Annotated in this window: 5 protein-coding genes and 1 pseudogene; 1 reads left to right on the forward strand and 5 read right to left on the reverse strand. The window is 74.9% G+C overall.

Translation table 11 applies throughout. The features are described 5' to 3' along the window. Nucleotides 1–376: pseudogene (locus tag AB0H87_RS36930) on the forward strand (hypothetical protein); the annotation flags it as partial. On the opposite strand, the gene AB0H87_RS36935 reads toward AB0H87_RS36930, so the two are convergent. The 5 genes from AB0H87_RS36935 to hypF form a co-directional block, all read right to left on the reverse strand. Next, a complete protein-coding gene (locus AB0H87_RS36935; RefSeq protein WP_360156815.1) occupies nucleotides 343–1,062 on the reverse strand; it encodes a DUF6390 family protein in 720 nt (239 codons plus the stop codon). The pseudogene AB0H87_RS36930 and the gene AB0H87_RS36935 overlap by 34 nt on opposite strands. A gap of 1 nt (nucleotide 1,063) precedes the next feature. Then, nucleotides 1,064–2,119 carry a hydrogenase expression/formation protein HypE gene (gene hypE, locus AB0H87_RS36940; RefSeq protein ID WP_360156818.1) on the reverse strand — a complete coding sequence of 352 codons (1,056 nt, stop codon included), beginning with the start codon at nucleotides 2,117–2,119 and terminating at the stop codon, nucleotides 1,064–1,066. After that, entirely contained in the window at nucleotides 2,116–3,222 is a 1,107-nt protein-coding gene (gene hypD, locus AB0H87_RS36945) for a hydrogenase formation protein HypD (protein WP_360156821.1), read from the reverse strand. The genes hypE and hypD overlap by 4 nt, the downstream gene beginning before the upstream one ends. After that, nucleotides 3,219–3,467, reverse strand: coding sequence for a HypC/HybG/HupF family hydrogenase formation chaperone (locus AB0H87_RS36950; RefSeq protein WP_203702664.1), 249 nt, complete (start codon nucleotides 3,465–3,467; stop codon nucleotides 3,219–3,221). Before AB0H87_RS36950 ends, hypD begins: the two co-directional genes overlap by 4 nt. A gap of 14 nt (nucleotides 3,468–3,481) precedes the next feature. Then, nucleotides 3,482–5,736: carbamoyltransferase HypF (gene hypF / locus AB0H87_RS36955; protein ID WP_360156825.1), on the reverse strand; the 2,255-nt coding region annotated here is incomplete at its 5' end.

Raw genomic sequence — 5,736 nt, forward strand, 5'->3', positions numbered from 1 at the left:
GGTCGCGTTCCTCGCCGGGCGCGGCCAGGTGGGTCGCGTGCTCGTCGAGCTCGGCCACGTGGCGATCCAGCGCGGCGACCCGGCGGCCGCCGCCACGCACACCCGGGCAGCGCTCGCCGCGGGCCGGGCGCTGGGCACGCCCCACGACGTCGCCCTGGCGCTGTCCGGGCTGGCCGCCGCGGCGGTGGCCGGCAACCGGTTCGCCGAGGCGGCCCGCCTGCTCGGCGCCGCCGCCGCCCGGGGACCGGCCGGCCTGCCACCTCCCCCGGCGCACGCGGCCGACCTGCGGCGGACCGAGGCGGCGGCGAGAGCGGCCCTCGGCGACGCGGGCTTCGCTGCCGCCTACGCCGAGGGCGTCCGCAGCGACGAGTGGTAGCGGGCCTCCAACGTCTCGATCCGGGCCGCCTGGTCCGCGGTGATGGTGTCGCAGACCCAGTTCCAGTGCAGCGCCACGCGGTCGCCCGCGGACAGCCCCGGCAGCAGCGACCAGCCCTCCACCGACCAGCGCACGGTCTCGCGGTGCGGTGCGCCCGGCACCAGCCCGCCCGCCGGCCCCGCGAGCAGCGGGCGCGACTCGACGGTCGCGGTCTCGCCCGACACGGCCGTCACCACGCCTGTGCGGATCCGGCACTGGTCGAGCACCGACAGCGCCTGTGGATGGCCGGTGGTGGCAAGCAGCCCCGCCCACGGGTAGACCTCGAACACCTGGAAGGTGTGGTGCGGCAGCGCCCGGTCGGTCGCCGACTGCCAGGTGCCGCCCGACTGGCCCGCGAACCGGGTCGCCAGGAACTCGACCAGCGCCGTCGACGAGACGCCGGCCAGCAGGTCGCCGCCGACCCAGTAGGCCTCCACCACCCGCGCGTCGAGCGGGTCCGGTATGCCGGCCGAGGACGCGAGGAACTCCAGGTAGGACCACGCGCCCTCGAACCGCCGGGCGCGCCGGGCGATGTCCGCCGTGGCGTCACCGCGCAGCATCGCCTCAGCCCCGGCCGGGCCGCAGTAGCCCAGGGCGTTCGGCGGGTACGCGTACCGCGCGAACATCAGCGCGCCCTCGGCCGACATGTCAGCAGATCCGGGGCAGCTGCTCGCCGATCGGCAGGCTGATCACCCGGTTGCCGCCGAGCGCGGTGCGGGCCACGACCGTGCCCGGGTGCTCGGCCACGCACTCGCCGATCACCGTCGCGCCGGCCCCGAGCGGGTGCGAGCGCATCGCCGCGAGCACCTCGTCGGCGGACTCCGCGGCGACGACGGCCACCAGCTTGCCCTCGTTGGCCACCTGGAGCGGGTCGAGCCCGAGCAGGCTGCACGCGTCGCGAACCGCGACGGGCACCGGCAGGTCCCGCTCCACGAGCGAGACACCGACCTTCGACGCCCGGGCGATCTCGTTGAGCGAGGCCGCCACGCCGCCGCGGGTCGGGTCGCGCAGCGCCCGCACGTCGCCGCCGGTGCGCAGCATCGCCGCGACCAGGCCGGCCAGCGGCGCGGTGTCGCTGAGCACGGAGGTGCCGAACGTCAGCCCCTCCCGGCAGCTCAGCACGGCGATCCCGTGCGCGCCGATGTCGCCGCTGACCAGCACCACGTCGCCGGGCCGGGCGCGCCGTGGGCCGATCTCGACGTCGGGCGCGAGCAGGCCGATACCGGCGGTGTTGACGAACACGCCGTCGCCGCTGGCGCTGTCGACCACCTTGGTGTCGCCGGTGACCAGCCGGACGCCGGCCGCCGCGGCGGCGAGGCCCATCGCCTGCGCGATCCGGCCCACCACGGCGAGGTCGGTGCCCTCCTGGAGGATGAACGCGGTCGACAGGAACAGCGGCGTCGCGCCCGACATGGCCAGGTCGTTGACGGTGCCGTTGACCGCGAGGTCGCCGATGGAGCCGCCGGGGAAGAACATCGGCTTGACCACGTACGAGTCGGTCGAGAAGGCCAGCCGCGCACCGCCGGCCTCGACCACGGCCGAGTCGCCCAGCTCCGCCGCACCCGCCGCGCCGAACGCCGGCAGGAACAGCTGCTCGACCAGCTCGGCCGACATCGCGCCGCCGCCGCCGTGCCCCATCACCACCGCCGGCGTGTCCCGCAGCGGCACCGGGCACGACCACGCCGAGAAGTCCACAGTGGTCACGTGCCGACCTCCACGAGATCGAGCCGGCGGTACGCGTAGTAGGCCGCGCACGCACCCTCGGCGGACACCATCGTGGCGCCGAGCGGGTTGCGCGGGGTGCACTCCTTGCCGAACGCCGCGCACTCGTGCGGCTTGATGTGCCCCTGCAGCACCTCGCCCGCCCGGCACAGCGGCGACTCGTCGGTGCGGATCTCGCCGACCGCGAACCGCTCCTCCGCGTCGAACTCCCGATAGCGGGCCGAGAGTCGCCACCCGCTCGCCGGGATCGTGCCGATGCCCCGCCAGGTGCGGTCGGCCACCTCGAAGACGTCCTCGAGCATCGCCCGCGCGGGCACGTTGCCCTCGGCCGGCACCACCCGCGGGTACGCGTTGGTCACCTCGTGCCGCCCCGCCTCCAGCTGCACGACGGTCTGCCGGATCCCCTCCAGGATGTCCAGCGGCTCGAACCCGGTGACCACGATGGGCACCCGGTACTTCGCCGCCAGCGCGGGGTACTGCGCGGTGCCCATCACGCTGCACACGTGCCCCGCCGCCAGGAACGCCTGGACGCGACAGCTCGGCGACTCCATGATGGCCGCGATCGCCGGCGGCACGAGCACGTGCGAGACCAGCAACGAGAAGTTGCGGATCCCCAGCCGCCGGGCCTGGTGCACGGTCATGGCGTTGGCCGGCGCCGTGGTCTCGAAGCCGATCCCGAAGAACACCACCTCGCGGTCGGGGTGCTGCCTCGCCAGCTCCAGCGCGTCCAGCGGCGAGTAGACCACCCGCACGTCCGCACCCGCGCTCTTGACGGTGAACAGGTCGCGCCCGCTGCCCGGCACGCGCAGCATGTCGCCGAACGAGCAGAAGATGACACCGGGCTGTGCGGCGATGGCCAGGGCCTTGTCGATGGTCTCCAGCGGCGTCACGCAGACCGGGCAGCCCGGCCCGTGGATCAGCTCGATGCCCTCGGGCAGGAGCTGGTCGATGCCGTGGCGGATGATCGAGTGGGTCTGCCCGCCGCAGACCTCCATCATCGCCCAGGGCTTCGTGGTGGCCGCGTGGATCTGGTCGAGCAGCCGGCGCGCCAGCACCGGGTCGCTGAACTCGTCGAGATACTTCATTTCGCCCCGAACTCCTCCTCGAGAATGCCCAGCTGTTCGAAGTTGGCGAGGGTCTGCTTCGCGGAGTCCTCGTCGAGCCGCTGGATGGCGAAGCCGACGTGCACGACGACGTACTCGCCGACGGCCGCGTCCGGGACGTACTGCAGGCACACGTCCTTGCGTACGCCGCCGAAGTCGACGTCGGCCATCAACGTGCCGTCGCGTTCGGCGATGCTCATGACCTGTCCGGGTACTGCCAGACACACGGTGGTGGTCCCCCTTAGGACGCTGCGGCGATCAACAACTGACCCAGCGCGATGCCACCGTCGTTGGGCGGCAGCAGGCGCGGGCGCAGCACGGTGAAGCCCTGGTCGGACAGCAGCCGGTCGGCCGCGTCGAGCAGGACCGCGTTCTGGAACACCCCGCCACCAAGCGCAACGGTCCGCAGGCCGGTCCGGTCGCGGGCGCGGCCGGCCAGGTCCGCGACGAGCGTCGCGACGGTGGCGTGGAAGACCGCGGCGACCTCCGGGGCCGGCACGCCGGTCCGCAGGTCCGCGACCACGGCCCGGACCAGCTCGCCCGGGTCGGCGACGAGCGGCCCGTCCTTGCCGTGCACGGCCGTCGGGTACGTCCGACCGGCCGGCCCGTGCGCCCGGGCGAGCCCCTCCAGCACGATGGCGGCCTCGGCCTCGTAGTCGACCTCGTGCCTGGCGCCGACGAGCGAGGCCACGGCGTCGAACAGCCGGCCCATGCTCGACGTCGGGACGCTGCCGAACGCGGTGTCCAGCTGGTGGGCCAGCACGTCCCGCTCGGCCTGCGGGCAGGCGGCCACCGCCGGGAGGTCGTCGCTCCAGCCGATGCCGGCGTTGCGCAGGTGCGCGAGCGCCATCCGGTACGGCCGGAGCACGCTCGCGTCTCCCCCGGCCAGCGGTACGTAGCCGAGGTGGGCGAAGCGTTCGGCGCCCTTGTAGCCGCAGACCAGCACCTCGCCGCCCCAGACCGCGCCGTCGGTGCCGTAGCCGGTGCCGTCGAAGGCGACGCCGATCACCTGCTCCTCGACGCCCACACCGTGCTCGCCCATGACCGCGGCGATGTGGGCGTGGTGGTGCTGGACGCGGTGCACCGGGCGGTCGGCAGCGCGGTCGAGCGCCCACCGGGTGCTGCGGTAGCCAGGGTGCGCGTCGGCCGCGAGCCGCGTCGGGCGTACGCCGGTGAGGTCCTCGAGCTGGTTCGCGACCGAGGTCAGCGCGGCCAGGGTGCGCAGGTCGTCCATGTCGCCGACGTGCGGGCTGAGCCAGGCGTAGCGGCCCTCGCCGACGGCGCAGGTGTTCTTCAGGTCGGCGCCCGCGGCCAGCGTCGGCGGCACGTCGAACGGCAGCGCGACCGGCAGCGGGGCGTACCCGCGCGAGCGCCGGACCGGCAGCGCCGCACCGCCGACGGTGCGGGTGACGGAGTCGTCGCAGGGCACGTGGATGGGCCGGTCGTGGCGCAGCCAGGCGTCGGCGAGGCCGACCAGCCGGCGCAGGGCGTCCGCGTCGTCGGTGACGATCGGCTCCCCGGCCACGTTGCCGGAGGTGAGCACCAGCGCGTCGGTCAGCGGCGGGTCGCCGTCGAGGCCGAACAGCAGCTCGTGCAGCGGCGTGTAGGGCAGCATGACGCCGAGGTCCGGGTTGCCGGGCGCGACACCGTCGGCCAGCGCCTCGCGTTTGGGGGCGAGCACGATCGGCCGTTGCGGGCCGGCGAGCAGCGCCTCCTCGTCGGCGGAGAGCCGGGCGACCCGGCGGGCGGTGGCGAGGTCGGCGACCATGACCGCGAACGGCTTGCCGCCGCGGCGCTTGCGGCGGCGCAGCTCGGCGACGGCGTACGGGTCCCGGGCGTCGCAGGCCAGGTGGTAGCCGCCGAGGCCCTTGACCGCGACGATCCTGCCCTGGGCCAGCAGCTCCCGGGCGGTGCGCAGCGCCGTCTCGTCGTGCACGGGCGGCCACGCGTGCCGGCCCGGGTCGCCGGTGACCAGCTCGAGCCGGGGGCCGCAGTCGGGGCAGGCGATCGGCTGGGCGTGGAAGCGGCGGTCGGCGGGGTCCTCGTACTCCCGGCGGCAGGCGTCGCACATGGGGAAGCCGGCCATCGTCGTCGTGTCCCGGTCGTACGGCAGCGCGGTGATGATGGTCAGCCGGGGGCCGCAGTTGACGCAGGTGATGAACGGGTGCCGGTATCGCCGGTCGGCCGGGTCGCGCAGCTCCGCCCGGCAGTCGGCGCAGGTGGCCACGTCGGGTGACGCCAGGGTGCGCGACCGGCCGGCGGGGCCGGACTCCTCGATGGTGAAGCCGGTGCCGCCGACCGGGTCCATCGTGGACTCGGTCACCGTCTCGACCACGGCCAGCGGCGGGGGTTCGGTGCGCAGCCCGCGGGCGAACGTGTCGAGCGCGTCCGGCCCGCCCTCCACCTCGATCGTGACGATGACGACGACGAGGCTGGTGACCCCGACCACCATCAGGCGCCAGCCCGACGAGGTGAGCGCGGCGCCGCCGAGGTGGC

Origin of the sequence: Asanoa sp. NPDC050611 (assembly GCF_040654855.1) — a bacterium.
In the GTDB taxonomy this organism is placed as follows: Bacteria; Actinomycetota; Actinomycetes; order Mycobacteriales; family Micromonosporaceae; genus Asanoa.